The sequence below is a fragment of the Bartonella elizabethae F9251 = ATCC 49927 genome (assembly GCF_000518165.1).
GTDB classification, from domain to species: domain Bacteria; phylum Pseudomonadota; class Alphaproteobacteria; order Rhizobiales; family Rhizobiaceae; genus Bartonella; species Bartonella elizabethae.
Genome location: NZ_KI912394.1, coordinates 1 through 16,225, shown reverse-complemented (window position 1 = coordinate 16,225; position 16,225 = coordinate 1). Strand labels below are relative to the sequence as shown.

Sequence of the window (16,225 nt, the reverse complement as noted above, 5' to 3'; positions counted from 1 at the left end):
CCCCTGCCGCTCACGACAAGCCTCACCCATACCCACAAACCATACCAGCCATACCTGCCACAATTTGTAAAAACCATCGCAGCAGCTCGAGGTGTCTCTTCTCGCCAATCCACCTTTCTCAAGGCTCATATTCGTGTGTTAAAAAAAATACGCTTGATCATTTAAGCCTATAATGCCTTTTGAAATAAACCCGTTAAGCTTATCTCTCATGGGAGTGCAACCCAAAATGCGCACCACCATCTACGCATTGATTGCCGGTCAGTGCACACACTTTATGGATTACGCGCGCCAATATCAATTCACCTTTTTTAGATGAAGCTTCTGCCTTAGAGGATAAAGGTTTTCCTTGGCAAGTTATAAGGAAAGAGATACAAACACATTGTGAACGACTTTTTGATGAAATGTGTACATTTTAAAGCAACGCGTTTGAAGGAAAAGGGGGGAAGAGCATGCAAAAAAAGGATGCGCATTATCGTTATTTAGTTGTAGGGGGCACAGGAATGCTCGCTCCTTTTTGTCAATCCCTCAAGCCAAAAGAAGCCATTATCGCCGCCCACTTTCTTTCCCCAAAAGTCCAGTTTGAAGCATTCCAAAAACAGCAGTTGTGCATACGATTGGATTATGATTGTGCAACATCACAGACACAATTTCTAGAAGCCGTGAGCCAATGGCATGGTTTAAAATATTGTATATTATGGATTCATTCATCCGCCTTTGCCTTTTCTTGCGCATTAATTGAACAATTAGCGCTTTTACCTAATCCCCCATGCATTCTTCATGTTTTTGGTTCCAACGCGTATGATCAAATGCTAACTGAATGCGCACGTAAAAATAAGATTGATTTCATCTCCATTCAATTAGGAACAAAAACAACGTCAAAAGGTTTACGCTGGCTGACCCATAAAGAGATAAGTCAACAGATCTTGGATGCCATAAAAAATCATATGAAGAAACAAAACTTGTAATCAATCCCTCCTTTTGCTTTTTCTTAACCAAGCAAGCGCCCTCCAAACTCTGTTCTCTAAACTTTCTCTTAAACGACACTCTCTCAAATCATGGACATTGAGAATAAACACACCTCCATGACAATCTTGAGAAGACAGTACGATCCCTTTAAAAGCCAAATCTTTTAATAAATTGGGACAAAACATCTCCCCACACTTCCACTCTCTTCCCTCATATCTTCCTCAAACCTCATGCTCCACACAACGGCTTTCCCATTCCCAAACTCTCCACCAATTCCCCACCATTTCAAGCGTCCCTGCTCTATGCCCTTTCGTCCTCTCATACGCCTCTACACCTCCATTCGCCCCCTTTTCACCCAATCATCTCCACCCCCCTCATGCGCTTGACCAAGCGCACCCACTTGGGATTACAGATTCACGCTTTTACGATTTTAATTATTCACAGAAAACCGTATAAATTCAATATCATCTCAAGACGACTGATTTAATCCCCTTTCAAACAATGGCAAACGTAATACGAAAACCTTCCACCAATTTATATAAAAAGACACCACTCTTCAAATCATGCTATTTCCAAAACGATCACCAATGACAATCCTGAAAAAAAAATAAAGACAATACTTTTAATAAAATTTGTACAAAACGCCTTCTCGCATTTCCCATTTCTTCCCCCATTCTCCACACAACTTTCCCATCACTAATGCCATTCCAACTTATTTACAGCTCTTTCCTAGACGCTCTCTATCGTTTCGCACGCAAACCCTATAGCCCCTTCTCTTAAATACCCTGTCTCCATTCACCTTTACCGCACCATTCACACTCTCTGCACCCGACTATTCTTCCCACAACCGTCATACTCTTGAACAACGCACACCCACTTGGGCTTACAGATTCACGTTTTTACGATTTTGCTCTTTCACAGAAAACCGTAGAGAGCCAATATCATCTCAAGACAACTGATTGGCATCAGCTTCCTTCAAACAAAGGCAAATATAAAACATAGTGCACCATAACCCCTTCATACCTCTCAAAGCCATAAAGCAAGGGCATGATCTAAAAAGGTGCCTCCTCACGCCATGAAGACTACATGCGCTTTTTCAGCGCTGCATTTAATTGCCGCGTGACCTTATAAGAGGATATCAGCCGCTTAATAAAAGAAATATACAGTGCCACAATGGGTAGTGTTAAGAACAAATCCAAAAGCCCCCCAACAGAACCATCAAAACCACCGTGGCATCCAGCATTTCGTAATGCATTTTACCCTCTCCCCTTTATAAATTGCCCCTCCCCTTTATAATTGCCCCCCCTTTATAATTGCCCCCCCTTTATAATTGCCCCCCCTTTATAATTGCCCCCCCTTTATAATTGATTGAGAGGGCTTTCGTCACTTCTTCCAATTGCTGAATCTTCTTTTTTAGCCGAGAGGTTAAAATTTCACGAAGGATTATAATAACAGGAACCGTTGCCAAAAGACATACCGAGAAAACAACAAAGTAAAAAAAAGAAAATGTTCATAGAGATAAATCTCTTCTCATCGTTCAAAAAATTCACCTCTGTATAGAACGTCACATAGACATAAACTTTGAAAACCATAATGATGAAAGAGAGGCATGCGTGGATGACATAATCTTTATTGGAAAAAAGAGCCATTTTTTAAACGCATGGGAACTTATTTTTGTGTCTAAGGCTAAGTTTTGCTGCACGATCTCTTTCAAGCTTTTTTTAGAGAAACAAAAATGCTGCGGCTGTTCTTTCATCAAGCGCCTTTGTTTTTTCACTCTGAAAGTAAGCCTCAACCGCTTGATGAAACACTAATAAGGCACCACAATGATCATCGTAACAAAAAGAGCAAAAACCGTCACAGTTTCGAGAAGAAAACCGCCCAACGGCAGAAAAAAATAAAAAGCGCAACCACCTCATTTCTCATGGCGATCGTCTCACCGATTGATCTTTAGCAGCTTTGTTTCTTCTTCTAATTTTTGCCTTATTTTTTTCAATTTGCGCTCTTTAAAACGATCAACCCCCCAAAGGATTGGAAGAGGGGTGAGAAGACAAAACCAAATCAACACCGGCAAGAGAAAAATAAGAGATCCCATTGCCTCCCATCTTGCCCACTGCTCTGGCTGTACCAGAGACTTTGCACCCGCAGGAACTTCTAAAGCCATCATGATAAGGCCCGTGTAAAAAACCCTGCAAACCCCCGTATAAAATATTGTGCAAAACATGATGAAAAAGGAGCGCCCAATCATTTTACACCTGCTCACCCCTTTACAGCTTGCCCCTAAAGATACTGTCAATTTTTTGCCTGAAAAGAAAGACTCTTCAAATGTTGCGTTTTTCTCCTGCATTAATCCCCTCTGTTTTTCTCATTTTGACGCGCCATTTTTAAGTTAATTTACCTAAATGCTTTATTTTTCTCAATAATTTTTTTCACCAATCTTAAATTTTACATCCATATATTTTACTTCCCCATCCTTGATATAAAGAATATGGGGACGAGCGGTTTTTCCATCAACCTCACAAATCGTATCCTTTTCGTAAACCGTATATCCCTGTTGCCTTAATTCTTCTCGCTTTTCCTCGAGCAAATTTTCGTAAACAGAACGTCTTCTATTGCAAAAGTTTGGATCTGTAGCTCTGAAACAGTCATAACTCTCCACCTCTATAGAAAAACTCTTTGCCGTCTGTTGAAGCAGATCATAACTGGGCTGTTTTGTCTTTTCTACCGCCTTAGCAATCGCTATCGCGCGTTCTAAATGCTCTTCTGTAATGCTTGTCTCAAAGCCCAGTCTCTCACCTTCCATAAAGCTTTTGTGATAGGAGTCTAAAGTTTCAACATCCCCTATCAAGGCTAAAGCTGCAAGATAACGTAGCGCATAAGATGAAAACTTAGGGTTCACAACTTCGTGTTCCCAAGGAAGAGTGTGATATTGAGAGCGGAGTATGTTGCCAAGATCAACCTCGCTCATAGCCTTTTCCAAAGCTTTCTGAAGTGCATGGCGTAAACGCCCCGCGCTGACCTTTTCTTCAAAAATTTCCAATCCCTTCAGATCAAAACTCAATTCAAGAGCAATCAAGCCTCCAGAATTATAAGGATCGATCGTTTGGCAAGCTGCCGCATGGATACCAGAGACCACCGCAATGGCACAATCAAATTGCGGATACCCCTTCTCAGCATTATAAAGAAATTGTACTTCACGATCTGGTAAAAAGAAGGTTGCCAAATGATCCCCTTTTTCATCAATTTCTATCCTTCCCCCCAGACTTTTCAAAAGTTCTGTTGCACTTTCCATCGTGAGAATTTCCTCATCAGCAAGAGAAAATGCTTTGAATTCTTTTTCCTCAAATGATGGCTTCATCATCGGTGTTTCCCCACTGGACGGCTCAAAAGCAACCGGTTGTTTAAGCACACGTCTTAATTCTTTCCTCACTTGGCAATATAATCTCACGCGCTTGAAAGCAGAATAATACAATGCCCAAATAAACATCATGCACACAGCAGAAAGCAGTGTAAAAAGCGTCACGCCCACACCCCATGAGAATAGAACAAGGATATCTCTCATTTCCCCCTCCCCTTCACGCACTCGTTTGCCGATACGAAGCCGTTCTCCACTTGGTCAATTGCTTGCTCCAACTGAGCAATCTTTTTTTTCAACAAATACGTAAAAGTAACACGAACCACAAAAGCAACAGGGATCAATATAAAAATTAAATCTGATATAAACAGCATGATAAGCAAGAGAACAGCCGCGACACTAACTTCCCACTCTGTCAACTTCACCCCAAGCAATGCTGGTAAGAAGAGAGCCGTTCTCAAAGTTGAAACAGTGAGAGTCATGCAAAAGATGACTTTATAATTTTTGCGTGTCAGAAACGCTTCTTCCAAAGAAAAAACCCGTGGGCTCCCATCCAATGCTGCATTTTCATGGTGTTTCATTTTTACCCCTCATTGATCTAAAAAGTTATTTTCATGAAACGACGCTTTTGTCCTTACAATGAATTCAATTTACCACGATCAACCGCTCATTTTTTCCCCTTGGTCAAACATCTCGCCCATAAGAGCGCTCCAACAAAGCATAAAAAGAGAGAAAAATCCGTATATTCATTTTGCCCTCCTCTTTACACGCTCGTTTGCCGATACGAAGCCGCTATGCGCTTGGTCAATTGCTTGCTCCAACTGAGAAATCTTTTTTTTCAACAAATGCGTAAAAATAACACGAACCACAAAAGCAACAGGGATCAATAAAAAAAGAAGCAGGGATAGAACAACCAAGATGAACATGAGAATGAAGAGACTATAATTCCACCACCCAGTCAAATCCCACTCAAATCCCAGTGCAAGTGCCACTTTAAAAGCCTCAAGAATAAAAGCAAGGCAAAAGATAACTTTATAATTTTTGCGTGTCAGAAATGCTTCTGCCAAAGAAAAAGCCCGTAGTTCCTGAGCTGATCTTGAATTTTTTCCCCTATTCGACATTAAATTCCCCCCATTGCGCTTCATTTTTTCTCCCTCATTTGTCTAAAACATTAAGTTCATGAATCAAAACGTTGTTCCTGATCATGAATGCCATTCATCACCATCCATGGCTTTTAGTTCAATTGCTTGTTTTTTTAAATCCTTGCCTTTTCTTAATCTTTATCTTTTCTCATCTTTTATAAAAACAATATCGGGAGAAGCATTTTTTTTGACTTCAAAGAGCATGTTTTCCCACCGCAGACGGATCTTCTCGTTTGTCTTATCGCCTCGTTGTCTGAATGTCTATTTTATCTCCTCAACCCACTTTTTTATAAAAACCACCTCTATTAAACGCCATCTCTATTAAACAATTGTACACTTCCTCCTTTACTCTTGCACACTTGTTCAGTCTCTGGTTCTAAAATTCTGAGAGGTGTTTTTTCTCAAGAGAAGTCCCTTTGACAAGAAAAACAAACCTCGTTCAAGAAAATCATCTGCGCGTTGCTTTATCTTGAAAACAACTTGAATCATCAAGCCATCACTAAAGCCTAGCCTTAAGCCAACCTCAAAGCATGGTGGAAATGGATTTTATGCTTGTTTCAAAGCTTAAACCTCTCACCGTCCCTAAAGCTTTTGTGCTCAAAGAGTCTCACCACCGCCCCTTAAAGCGCAAAAGCCTCTAAGATGGGCGTAAAATAGAATGCTTTATTTTCTCCTTTTTTTCACTTGTCCCCCTCATTTTCATGATAGAGTTCACGATAGAGGAACATCGGTGTTTTTTTCTGCTCAACCTCTTCTTCCAGTTGCCGGACCATTTTCTCCAATTGACGGGTTATGATAAAAAGCATCATAAAAACAATGGGGAAGAATAAAAAAGCACAAGTGAACATCCATGCCAATGGCTCTAAGAGAACCGCAGAAAAAAATCCTTTCTTCTCCATATCTTAACGATAACAGTGATAACTGTTGGAAGCGTCACCATGACGGTTGAAAGAGTAAATATTTTTTTACAGTCAGCCTAAACAAGCGAAAGCTGTTTTTGATCCAATAAACTGCTGCTTTTCATTTTCTCATTTTTTCATTTTTGGGTGCTCTGTTCTAAGGCACTCTCGCGCTCATGGAGCACACATTTCAGCTCTTTTTTCACACGACAATAGAGCCTCGCACGCTTGATAAACAGATAATAAATGACAAAAATGGCCCCCCATATTAAGGCATTTAAAAGCGCAAATAACAGAATAGAACAGGCTGCTAATGTTATAAGACTACCGGACATTTTGTTCCCCCCTTGCTATTTTTCATTTTGCGCATTCTGCATACGAATTGCCTGATCGCGCTGTTCGATCGCTTCGTCTAACTGTTGAAGCGTTTCTCTTAATTTTCTGGTTAATTTTATCCCCATCATTGCAATGATGGGAACAATGAGCAGAGTTACTAACCATATAAAGTTCAAGATCTGCGTGATAAAGACAATGCTATTATTCTTCCACCATAGCAAATTTGTGGTAGAGCAAGTAATTTGTAGAAGAAAAATAAGAATAAAGACAAAAAAGATTATTTTACATTCTTTCGCATAAAGAGGCAGCGATTCTTTAAAGTTGAGAAAGCGCATTTTTGCCTCAAGGGTCTTATGCGTGAGATTCTGTCTTTTCATTTCTTCGCAGTCATTGCGCAACTGTTGTATGGCTTTCTTTTGTCGCATTGTATTCTTTTTCAATTTTTGGGAGAGTTTAAAGGACACCCTCATATGCTTGATCAACAGGTAAGGAAGCCTGACAATGACCATACACATTAAAATGGCAATAATGATGATCCCTAAAAAAGCCAAATATTTTATCATAATGCTCCCTTTTTTTCTCTATTGCCCTTTTTCTCTATTGCCTTGAGATGAAATGATCATTTTTATTCTCTGCTCAAGCAAATATTTCTCATTTCTTCACTGTTTTTTTCACGCCATAATAAAAGGAGATTATGGAGAATTAAAACGATAGGCAAAGTGATAACAATACACGCCCAGACCCACAACAGCAGCTTCATCATAAAGTCAATAACGTAAAGCAATAGAGGCGCATGATTATGCAACAAAATCGCAGATTTTGGGAGAAAAACGACAAAAGCAATAAGAACTGTAAAAAGTACAAACATAACGAAAGTGATCGAAAAGAGTATCGAATAATCTTTTTTTGAGAGTTCCAAAGATTCTTTAAAAGAAAGAACACTGTATTGCGTTGCAAGGGCTGTATTCTGTCCCCTGCCTTCTATCTGATCATACCTCAAATTCTGCGCTGGACTCTTGTTTAATTTCCGCCACATGGCCCATAACAAGACTGTCCGTTTTATCAAAGAATAATAAAGTGCCAAGATGATCTTCACGGTAGAAAAGAGTACCGAGAAAAATGCAACACAAATAAAGATAGCGACCCCTAGGCCAATCAACACTCCAATGATAAAAGAAACGCTCACGTATCCCCCCTATAGTCTTGTGTTAAGAGATTGGTTATCTAAAGGCTGCTGCTGTTCTGGCACTGTTTCCCACAGCTGCGTTATTTCCTTCACATCCCGTTTTATCATGGCGAGAAGAATAAAAAAGAGGGGGAAAAAAGCAAAAAGAACACTCAAAATCATTGACGGCATAAAACATACAAAAGCCCAAACACTCTTCCACCCCCCATCACGCAATTGTTCGATGAGAGGATTTTTAAAAAGGTTTTGCATTTCTTCTTGAAAATTTTGCTGCTTCATTGCTTGCAGCTGTTCTTTAGAAAATTGAAAAAATTCCCAAGGCTTCATAGAGAGAGAAGTGGCAAAAAGCACCAACAAGAGGATAGCTACGCAACAAATGATGACATAATCCTTTGTTGAGAGAAGCATTGCTTTTTTAAAAGCAGCCAATTGATCCAACTCAGATTGCGAGATATAAGCCTTCTCCTCACAGGCTGATGGCTGTTGTGATTGATCTTGAATCATACGGATGCCCCCCACTTCTAAAATACCCGCGCTTTAATATTCGCGAACACACGAACGAGCGTGACGGAATCGCTTAGCACTCTTCTCATCATGAGGCAAGCACGAATAGTTTTTTTTCAGTCTTTTTTTTTAAATTCCTTGAACACCTAACAACAGAGCTTCTCTCAATGCTTATAAACGTGCCTTTTTCCCTCTTGATTGATCACACAAGCCCAGAGAGCCTTCCCCTAAAAGACACTGTTTTGAGAATACCCTCCTTAGAACACCCTCCTTCTAGAATACCCCACTTCTAGAACACCTTACTGGCGAAAAAACAACCGATGAGCTAAAATGCCCTGACAGCATCTTTTAAATTTTTTCATTCTCATTTTAAAATTTCTTAAATGAAAAAGCCTCTCTTTTAACATGAGCAAGAAAGGTTTCATTTCTCACAAGCCCCCCAGCTTTATAAAAGCCTCTCTTCACAGACGCCTCTTTTCTCTTAAAGACCCCTTTATCTCCAAGGATCTTTTCATACAGCTTTCAGCTTTTTTGGATAAGGGCATCGCACGCTTTAAACGACAATCCCCTTCTGATGATGAAATCCATTAAAACAGCAAAAGAAAATTTAGCCTCTATAAAGGATAGATAAAGAACATCGCCAAACCCAATCGCTTTATTCTTGAGTATTTATTTTGAGCCGATAAATGATTATTTATTTGAAAATAGAGGGCATCTTATGTTATAATGACGCGTGTGAATAAGGTTGTTTTATAGCGTTCTCTGTCCCTTCACCCTCCAGCAAAGCTCCTCTATAGAGGACTACTTTTATAAGAGAACTCTATGAAAGAATAAGGGCTTAAACAGCGTGATGGAGATCAAGTTCCTAGGTTTAGCGTTCAAAGATAAAAGCCTCTATATCCCTCAATACGCCCCTTATAATCCCCCAATACACCTATGAGAAGAGACAAAAAACTTATGCGAAAAAATAAGGAGGAGCCCCATGGAACTTTATTTTTTCATTCACATGTCACAAACATTCACATGTGACAAAAATTTCTTTTCACTTTTTCCGGAAAAGTTGAAAAATTTGTAGAAAACAAGTCATCCACAATCGCTGACCAAAAGATCAAATAAACATGATGGGGGGATATCATAAAAATGGGAGAAAACACCTTAGCAATGATTTTTTTGCCCTACAAGGTTGCTGTTCTTTATCCTTAAAGACTTCGTTCTTTTTTGGCTTTGCAATGGCTCCTATCCCTCGGGGTTTTCTCCTCCCCCCTCGCATTTTTCTCTTTTGTATTCCCCCCAATATTTTCTCAAAGTGCTTTTTACAATTCCTGTCCCCCGCAACAGACAGTTTCTTTTTCATTCAAATGGTAAATTCATGAAAATAGGTAAAAAACGCGGTAGACCGAGAATAACCGGCAAACAGAGAGAGCCCAATGGCCGTATTTCACGTGCCAAAGGCCCGAGCAAATTGGCATCTCAATCAGCGCTCCAAACAGCCATTGAAATGCGTGCAAAACGCTTTGGTTTAAGCCTTGAAGAAGCGAAAAATCCGCTTGTGGGGAGCTATATTGGACGTCTTTGTTTGCAGGGCTATAAAGGGGATTCATCAGGCATCAGCCAAGAGCAATATGACACAGCGCAACAATACTTGCAAATCAGAAACGACTATTTATGTGCCAAAGGTTTGCCAAACGGCTATTATGACGGCTTTAAGCACAGTGCTTCTGATGAGAAAGCAAAAAAGCGATGGATTGAAAGAGCAACACAACGCTATGAAGCGATGCAAGAAGCGATAAAAGAAGCACAAAATCTGCATCGTCAACACAACTTTCATGCGGCATTACAATATCTGGTTATCGAAGATCAACCATTGCCAACGCTTGTTGGCTCACTGCGCCTTATTCTTGATGCCCTTGATAAACATTTTGACTGTTCCAACCCAAAGAGCATTCGCTAAAAAAACACCACTGTCGTCCTCCTCACACAGGCTAAAGCGTCTAAAACCCTACGCCTCGTTTGTAAAGCCTCCTCTCAGAAGAGAGCCACTTAAGATCCACAGAGCGCGTACCCTTGTCATTGGATTTGCGGGGGGATTTGCGGTGCTTAAAGCACACCAAACAAGCCTCAAAAGCACCTCACACCTTTAAAAAAAACATTACAGCCGCACCCCAAGAAACAGACACTCTCAAAGGACAATATTTTACGCTAAAACAAGACAGTTCCCTCATACTCTTTTGTTGAAACAAGCCACTCTCATTCATCCTCAGTGAAGATAACAGCCGCGCCAGTCTCAATCGCCCCCACAACCCTCTTCTCTTCAACACCAGCCAATCAAAGGTTCTATTCCCTCCATAAACCACCAGCTGATAAAATTTCCCCTCCCAATATCACCATCAACAAGCTCTTCACCTCACCCTTCTTTTCTTAAAAAAAATGTTCTTTGCTCCATCAAAAAAAATTCTCCATAAAAATTCCCATGGAAGACAACATATTTTGCGAGAGACACCCTATCAATGCGCTTTTTTCTTGTCGCTTTTTTTCCACGATAAAAAAGGACAAATCATGGTTTTTCTGTTGACAGAAGATGAAAAATCGTATTTAATGACAAGTGCGGTAGAGGGGTATTTGCGTCTTAATTTCATCATTCAATCACCCTTCATCTTTGTGTTGTGAGAAATTGTTCTAAAACAGTGTGTTTTGCAACAATGTGTAAAGTTGCAACACTGTATAAAGTTGTATAAAATTTTACTGTTTAAGAAGTTCAAAAGTTTGCTGCAAAAATTGATTGTTGGACGGTGTCTTTCGTCCTTTTTTAACTTCCAGCTTTTTTTATGGTCTTTGTTTTGCCTCACCAAAAGCAGGAGAGAAAAAACTGACACCCGCCCCCCTCTTCTCATAAAGCGCCCGCAACAAAACACCACCCGCCCCCCATAAAACACCGCCCTTACTCCCCTTAAAACACCGATGCAGGAGATCACAGCAATGCTGAGCAATAAAATAACACAAGCAGTAATAAAATGAACACAGCGATCTCTATTGATGCACAGTACATTTTGAGCCGCTCCACACTGCAAAGCTCCCCACCACAAAAGATGAAGATCATTCCCATTGCTTTGTAAAGAAACGACGCCTTTCACGCCAAGGTGCACTTGGGATTCACAAACAGTTTCCCTTAAAATTTTTCCATAAAGCACCATAAACAAGCCTCATAGCCCCAGCGCTCTAAAAATACATCCACCTATCAAAGAAGCAAACCCTTTCAAAGGACAGAGTTTTAGAACATAACAAACCAGTCCCCCTTTTCAGTCACCCCTCTGTTTTTAAAAAACCACTGCCCTCATACACCTTGCTCCTACTGTTGCCCCACTGTTGATGATGTGCGACAACCTGAACACTTGAAATTCACAGAACACGCTTACCCTTTCATCCGATTTACGAATCTTAAAAACCTGCCAGCAATAAACAAGCCTCATAGCCCCAGCGCTCTAAAAACACATCACCACCGCTCCCAGAAACATACACCCTCAAAGGAGAAGTGTTTTAGAGCATAACAAACCAGTCCCCCTTTTCAGTCACCCCTCTGTTTTTAAAAAACCACTGCCCTCATACACCTTGCTCCTACTGTTGCCCCACTGTTGATGATGTGCGACAACCTGAACACTTGAAATTCACAGAACACGCTTACCCTTTCATCCGATTTACGAATCTTAAAAACCTGCCAGCAATAAACAAGCCTCATAGCCCCAGCGCTCTAAAAACACATCACCACCGCTCCCAGAAACATAAACCCTCAAAGGAGAAGTGTTTTAGAGCCGAGCAGGATCATTTGATCGCAGAAAATGAAGACAATCTTTTTTGGGCTTTTGGGGACTTTTTCGAGGAAAAAATCCAAAAGAATATTAAAAAATAGGCAGTGTTAGCGAAACGGCTCTTGCGGATAATATCATTTTTTCACAGGGGGAACTGTTGAAAAAAGGCTATCCTCTCTTCATTGAAATTGAGCTATGGGATTAAAATAACTTAAAATATATTGTAAACACCCGCCCATTTCCTCCAATTTTTACAGATTTTACAGCTGTAAAAAACATGCGGATTTTTTGAAAATGAAGAAAGCTTCTGGTTTTAAAAGTCTTCTTATAAAACCATTTCAAAGATTATTTTTTCTTTAATTTTCAAAAGACAAAGTTTTTTTAAAAACATCATTTTGTCAAAATATAAGAAAATAATATTGCCTCTCGCTCCTCAAGAAAAAGGTTAATGGTATGAAACCACAAGCTTCACAAGAGGGCTCCCCTCGTTCCTCACCAACCCCAGAAGGGGCAAGCGCACAAGAGGGTGCGAGCGCAGATGCATCCTTAGAAAATCTTGCGACTCATTTAGAACAGCTTGAAATTGCAAAAATACACAATACACCCTTCAACCGTGCAGAATTAAAAGATATCATTACAGGCTTAGAAAAGCATAATGCCGATGGCAGTTGGATGAAGAACTATTATGATATTTTAGATCTTTACATGATGCCCGCCTTGGTTGATCAAGCAAACCGTAAATATCCAGAAATGAATCTTAAACTTACAACCCCTCCTGACGGCTTTGCTCTTGCCCTCAAAGACACCCTCGAGAGCGGCATAAAATCTTCCAGATTTATTGTTAATGCGCACGATCAAGGCATCCATTTTGCGGTTGTCGATCATCAAACCATTAATGGTCAAATCTCTTTGATCTTTTTAGAGCCGACCTCACTGCGTGACACACTTCCTGCATTATTGGCATCAAGGACACGACAACCCCTTGAATATCCCCAATTTCCTCCACTTCATTTTGCCACGGCGGAAATGGACATTCAACGCAGTTCCTCTGAATGTGGAATGTTCAGTTTGAGCCTTGCCAAAAAGCTTTACCTTGAATCTCAAAAATTAGAAAGACTGCATAAGGATAATGTTAAAGGTGTATTATGCGAACCAGATACACCTCTATCTCCTGAAAAGTTAGATTCTTATCTTCCCGTCAGTTTATATAAACATGCGCAAGGGCGAAGACGTCTTGAACACTATCTCAAAGCCAATCCAGAGGCCGCCCATGAAAAAGTCAACAAAAAAGGGGAAACGCTAACCGAAAGGTTTGAAAAAAACTTAAAGGAAAGAGAAGGAAAAACCGTCTCTGTTTCACAACATAGAAAAAGAGCAACGGAATACAAAGCTTTGACAATGTAATTGTCATTGACGTTTTTCACTCTTTCCTCTTCATCAAGCACAAAGCACTCGTTCTTTATAGCTAAGATTGCGATAAGCAAAGCGGCTTTTGCGTTCGTAAAATAAAAATAGCAAGCAACTTGTCTGTTAAGAGCAAAAAGCTGTTTTTCTCTCAAAACCAGCCCCTAACTGTATCAAAATTCCACAGCTCTTATTCGCCCAAAGCTCTTGTCCACCATAATTCTTATGTAGATAGACAGAACGCTGAACGAGTAAACCATTGAATGCTTTCGTCTTCAATCAAAGCCTATACCCACACTTATTTTTCTGAGCGTATCACTTTATCTTAAGCGCCTTCATGCCATCGGATCAAACAACCGCAATCGAATATACTTATCATACCTCAACCCAACACCCAACCCCCACCAGACTCTCTGAAAAAAACCAGCACACGGAGAAAATCTCAAAATCACCCCTCGTCCATCAACCAAAGGCAAACACCACCAACCATTCCCCTACTTGGGATATCCACTTGGAATGTCCACTGGAGATACCATCACCAACCTTTTGATTTCATTAAATTTTTACGTTTCTTCTATTCTTGAAGCGTGAAAAAAAATCATTTTTAATCTGTCAACCAGCCTCACAGTCTTGAGAGGCTTTATTTTATGGAGAAGCAAATGAGAAAAATATCACCAAAAGGGCTTTCACTCATTAAACAATGGGAAGGATTACGTTTAGAAGCCTATAAAGATGCCATTGGGGTATGGACAATCGGCTATGGTCATACCAGTACGGCTGGCAAACCGTTTGTTCACAAGGGCATGATCATGACGGAACAACAAGCCGAAGAAGTTCTTTCTCACGATTTACGACAATTTGAGAATGCCGTTGAAAAAAATGTAACGGTTTCTTTAACAGATGAACAATTCGCCGCACTGGTATCGTTTTGCTATAATGTAGGAATAGCAGCTTTTTGCAAGTCGACTCTGCTCAAAAAACTTAATAAGGGCGAATATGAAGCTGTTCCTTCTGAATTACAAAAGTGGACCAAAGCGGGTGGGAAACGTCTTTATGGTCTTGTGCACCGTCGCGCAGCAGAAGCAGGATTATGGGCAAAAGGGGCTTATGTTTCTCCCAATTATCAAACGGTTGAAACAAAAAACCCCATGGGTTTTCTCAAAGCAGAAGCATTAACCCCCATTATTGGTTCTTTTTCTGGACTTGGAGGCTTATTAGCCGGCAATGGTCCCATCCAATGGGCTTTGGCAACCATCATGGTTTTAGCGGCCTGTTTTGGCATTTTCTTTGTAACAAAACGCTTTCGGGAGCAGCGCTTATGATGGAATGGCTGAAAAAAAATTTTATGATCACAGGAGCGGCTCTGACCGCTTTTTTTATCGCTTTAGCAAAAGCTTTTAGGCTTGGAAAAAAGCTTGAACAGCAAAAGCAAACAGAAAGAATGCTAAAGTCATCAACAACACGGCTTGAGGTGGAAAATGAAATTAATCAAAAAAGTGATGCCGATGTGCGCACTGCTCTTATTCACTGGTTGCGCGATAAAAACAATCAATGAGCCTTGCGTGGGTTGGATGCCCATTTATTTAGAGCAAAAAGATCTCACAAACATTAGCTCAAATCTCGCCAGAGAAATTTTAAAGCATAACAAACAAGGGGAAGGCTTGTGTGGGTGGAAACATGGCTAGAAAAAAAACAGAAAAACAAACAGAGCTTACAGAAAAGGAAAAAGAAATTCTCCAAGAAATCATCATGACTTATAAAAGTATAAAAGTGATGTCACGCTATACGAAGTGGATTATATTCATCATTTTCCTCTTAGTGCTTGATTTTTCACGGATCATGGATGCCTTGGCAAGTATTTTTACACAAAAATCGAATATTCAGCTCTAAAATGAACTAAAATAAACAATGAAACATGAGACGTGTTCAATCTTAAAAAAACACCCGTTATTTTTGAAAATACGGAAAGATTCTATGAATGATTTTTCACGTCTCATGAGAAATTTTACACGCTTTACAAACGCTATTATGCAAAGAATTTTCAGGCATTATAGCGACATTAATTCCACCGGCATGAAAAATTCACCGGCATGAAAAGAGATTTTTTAAAAAGCCCATGAGGAAGAAACTTAAGCTTTCTCAAAAAATTATTCTTCGAAAACGAACATGCCAACGGGGACCTTTTAAATTAACGTATTGATGGACAGAGAATTATTCATACCATCACGAAGCATTTTAAAACCATTCAAAAAGTTTTCTTTTCAATAAACGCATCCGTAAGTAATAAAAATCATATTATGCTAAAGAATACTCCCCTCTATCTTTTATGAAACATAAAGGTAGCCCCCTATAAGTTCCATACACTTCGTGGAAGCATTATACCATGGCACCACCCTTCGCACCACGCACCAGCCCTCACATCAGGGCACCAACCCCCGCACCACGGCACCAACCCCCGCACCACGGCAGCAACCTTCGCACCACGGCAGCAGCCCCCGCACCACGGCACCAACCCTCGCACCACGGCACCAACCTCCGCACCACGGCAGCAGCCCCCGCACCACGGCAGCAGCCCCCGCACCACGGCAGCAGCCCCCGCACCACGGCAGCAGCCCCCGCACCACGGCAGC

Annotated in this window: 17 protein-coding genes; 6 read left to right on the top strand and 11 right to left on the bottom strand. The window is 40.5% G+C overall.

Annotation, left to right across the window (positions count from 1 at the left end):
- Positions 1 to 449 precede the first annotated feature (449 nt).
- A complete protein-coding gene (locus T429_RS0109050; protein WP_005774692.1) occupies positions 450 to 965 on the top strand; it encodes a Rossmann-fold NAD(P)-binding domain-containing protein in 516 nt (171 codons plus the stop codon).
- A gap of 222 nt (positions 966 to 1,187) precedes the next feature.
- Here T429_RS0109050 and T429_RS10815 read toward each other — a convergent pair whose 3' ends face one another.
- From T429_RS10815 to T429_RS0108980, 9 genes are all read right to left on the bottom strand, one after another.
- Positions 1,188 to 1,325 carry a hypothetical protein gene (locus T429_RS10815; protein WP_164713644.1) on the bottom strand — a complete coding sequence of 46 codons (138 nt, stop codon included), beginning with the start codon at positions 1,323 to 1,325 and terminating at the stop codon, positions 1,188 to 1,190.
- 1,577 nt (positions 1,326 to 2,902) lie between these two features.
- Positions 2,903 to 3,313 carry a hypothetical protein gene (locus T429_RS0109025; RefSeq protein WP_005774690.1) on the bottom strand — a complete coding sequence of 137 codons (411 nt, stop codon included), beginning with the start codon at positions 3,311 to 3,313 and terminating at the stop codon, positions 2,903 to 2,905.
- Between the two features lie 69 nt (positions 3,314 to 3,382).
- On the bottom strand, positions 3,383 to 4,528 hold the full coding sequence (locus tag T429_RS0109020) for a DUF6990 domain-containing protein (protein WP_005775264.1): 1,146 nt from the start codon (positions 4,526 to 4,528) through the stop codon (positions 3,383 to 3,385).
- Entirely contained in the window at positions 4,525 to 4,902 is a 378-nt protein-coding gene (locus T429_RS0109015; RefSeq protein ID WP_005774688.1) for a hypothetical protein, read from the bottom strand. Before T429_RS0109015 ends, T429_RS0109020 begins: the two co-directional genes overlap by 4 nt.
- A gap of 165 nt (positions 4,903 to 5,067) precedes the next feature.
- Complete coding sequence (locus T429_RS0109010; protein ID WP_005774686.1) at positions 5,068 to 5,466, bottom strand: hypothetical protein; 399 nt, start codon at positions 5,464 to 5,466, stop codon at positions 5,068 to 5,070.
- A 677-nt stretch (positions 5,467 to 6,143) separates the two neighbouring features.
- Entirely contained in the window at positions 6,144 to 6,362 is a 219-nt protein-coding gene (locus T429_RS0109000) for a hypothetical protein (protein WP_026500997.1), read from the bottom strand.
- A 350-nt stretch (positions 6,363 to 6,712) separates the two neighbouring features.
- The gene (locus tag T429_RS0108990; RefSeq protein ID WP_005774683.1) at positions 6,713 to 7,261 is read right to left on the bottom strand and encodes a hypothetical protein; all 549 of its coding nucleotides are present in this window, start codon (positions 7,259 to 7,261) and stop codon (positions 6,713 to 6,715) included.
- A 62-nt stretch (positions 7,262 to 7,323) separates the two neighbouring features.
- Entirely contained in the window at positions 7,324 to 7,884 is a 561-nt protein-coding gene (locus T429_RS0108985) for a hypothetical protein (RefSeq protein ID WP_005775263.1), read from the bottom strand.
- A gap of 9 nt (positions 7,885 to 7,893) precedes the next feature.
- Positions 7,894 to 8,388, bottom strand: a complete 495-nt coding sequence (locus T429_RS0108980; RefSeq protein ID WP_005775262.1) for a hypothetical protein — start codon at positions 8,386 to 8,388, stop codon at positions 7,894 to 7,896.
- Positions 8,389 to 9,757: 1,369 nt separating this feature from the next.
- Between T429_RS0108980 and T429_RS0108965 the strand changes: the two genes are divergently transcribed.
- The gene (locus tag T429_RS0108965) at positions 9,758 to 10,339 is read left to right on the top strand and encodes a hypothetical protein (protein ID WP_005775261.1); all 582 of its coding nucleotides are present in this window, start codon (positions 9,758 to 9,760) and stop codon (positions 10,337 to 10,339) included.
- 2,305 nt (positions 10,340 to 12,644) lie between these two features.
- Positions 12,645 to 13,595: a YopJ/AvrA family T3SS effector serine/threonine acetyltransferase gene (locus T429_RS0108945; RefSeq protein WP_005775257.1), complete on the top strand. Its 951-nt coding sequence runs from the start codon at positions 12,645 to 12,647 to the stop codon at positions 13,593 to 13,595.
- A 126-nt stretch (positions 13,596 to 13,721) separates the two neighbouring features.
- Here T429_RS0108945 and T429_RS10680 read toward each other — a convergent pair whose 3' ends face one another.
- A complete protein-coding gene (locus T429_RS10680; RefSeq protein WP_154645789.1) occupies positions 13,722 to 13,874 on the bottom strand; it encodes a hypothetical protein in 153 nt (50 codons plus the stop codon).
- Between the two features lie 380 nt (positions 13,875 to 14,254).
- On the opposite strand from T429_RS10680, the gene T429_RS0108940 reads away from it, so the two are divergent.
- The 3 genes from T429_RS0108940 (at position 14,255) to T429_RS0108930 (ending at position 15,485) form a co-directional block, all read left to right on the top strand.
- Entirely contained in the window at positions 14,255 to 14,917 is a 663-nt protein-coding gene (locus T429_RS0108940) for a lysozyme (protein ID WP_026500993.1), read from the top strand.
- Positions 14,914 to 15,150, top strand: coding sequence for a hypothetical protein (locus T429_RS0108935; protein WP_005774670.1), 237 nt, complete (start codon positions 14,914 to 14,916; stop codon positions 15,148 to 15,150). The genes T429_RS0108940 and T429_RS0108935 overlap by 4 nt, the downstream gene beginning before the upstream one ends.
- Positions 15,151 to 15,272: 122 nt before the next feature.
- On the top strand, positions 15,273 to 15,485 hold the full coding sequence (locus tag T429_RS0108930) for a hypothetical protein (protein ID WP_005774669.1): 213 nt from the start codon (positions 15,273 to 15,275) through the stop codon (positions 15,483 to 15,485).
- Between the two features lie 457 nt (positions 15,486 to 15,942).
- On the opposite strand, the gene T429_RS10885 is transcribed toward T429_RS0108930, so the two are convergent.
- The gene (locus T429_RS10885; RefSeq protein ID WP_210163462.1) at positions 15,943 to 16,104 is read right to left on the bottom strand and encodes a hypothetical protein; all 162 of its coding nucleotides are present in this window, start codon (positions 16,102 to 16,104) and stop codon (positions 15,943 to 15,945) included.
- Between the last annotated feature and the right edge of the window lie 121 nt (positions 16,105 to 16,225).